Origin of the sequence: Arsenophonus sp. ENCA (genome assembly GCF_002287155.1) — a bacterium.
GTDB classification, from domain to species: Bacteria; Pseudomonadota; Gammaproteobacteria; order Enterobacterales; family Enterobacteriaceae; genus Arsenophonus; species Arsenophonus nilaparvatae.
The window spans coordinates 1-664 of record NZ_NHNG01000426.1 but is presented as its reverse complement, the minus strand read 5'-3'; the positions used below and the strand labels follow the sequence as shown (position 1 = coordinate 664).

1 protein-coding gene is annotated in these 664 nt (G+C 33.4%); it reads right to left on the bottom strand.

What is annotated here, in order from left to right; all coding sequences use genetic code 11:
- Window positions 1-179: 179 nt before the first annotated feature.
- Window positions 180-344 (bottom strand): hypothetical protein, encoded by a 165-nt coding sequence (locus CBG25_RS11155; RefSeq protein ID WP_290606674.1) that lies wholly within the window; start codon window positions 342-344, stop codon window positions 180-182.
- Between the last annotated feature and the right edge of the window lie 320 nt (window positions 345-664).

Here is a 664-nt window from a genome sequence, read left to right as displayed (position 1 = left end):
ACATTGAGTAATCATAATAAATTCAATAAAATAATTCATCTTCAACCAAGAGGAAGCGTAATATGCAAGCCGAAGAAAAACAGCTTATCGAAGATCTATTTCAACGCTTAGCGTACCCAAATTAGTTTTGTGCGAAACTCGTGATAATAAAAAAACTGGGCGGATATACCGCCCAGTTTTTAATCTTTAAAAGCACCGTCCAACGCAATGACTTGTTGATAAATATCTTGCATTTGATTTTTAATCGGCTTCATCAGTTGCGCCACTAAACGCTCGGTAAGTTCGTCAGAGTCATATAAATATTTCCGCTCAAATTCGAAAAGCTGTATATAAAACATATCCATTCACGAGTTTCGCACAGGCATATAAAATTCTAAAAATGGCTTAAAAGCAATGATTAATCTGCAAGTTACTAAAAAACATAAATTTTCTTAAATTACAATAAGTTGTATTTGATTTATAAGGTTTTGACTATTTATATATCATGCTGAATTAAACTTAAAAATAGAGCGTTTTTTTATTGGTGCGAAACTCGTGATATATATGCGAGGTTGTTTTTCCGTTTTCGTGGTCAACGGTTGTAATAATCGTTGCTTTGAAGTATTTCATTATTTCGCCCCCTCAATGCGGTTACTCGCCTGTTGTTCTAATGTCCGTAGTATTA

What these genes read in the sequence shown, in the direction of transcription:
- CBG25_RS11155 (WP_290606674.1), bottom strand. Translation starts at nt 344, where the DNA reads ATGGATATGTTTTATATACAGCTTTTCGAATTTGAGCGGAAATATTTA.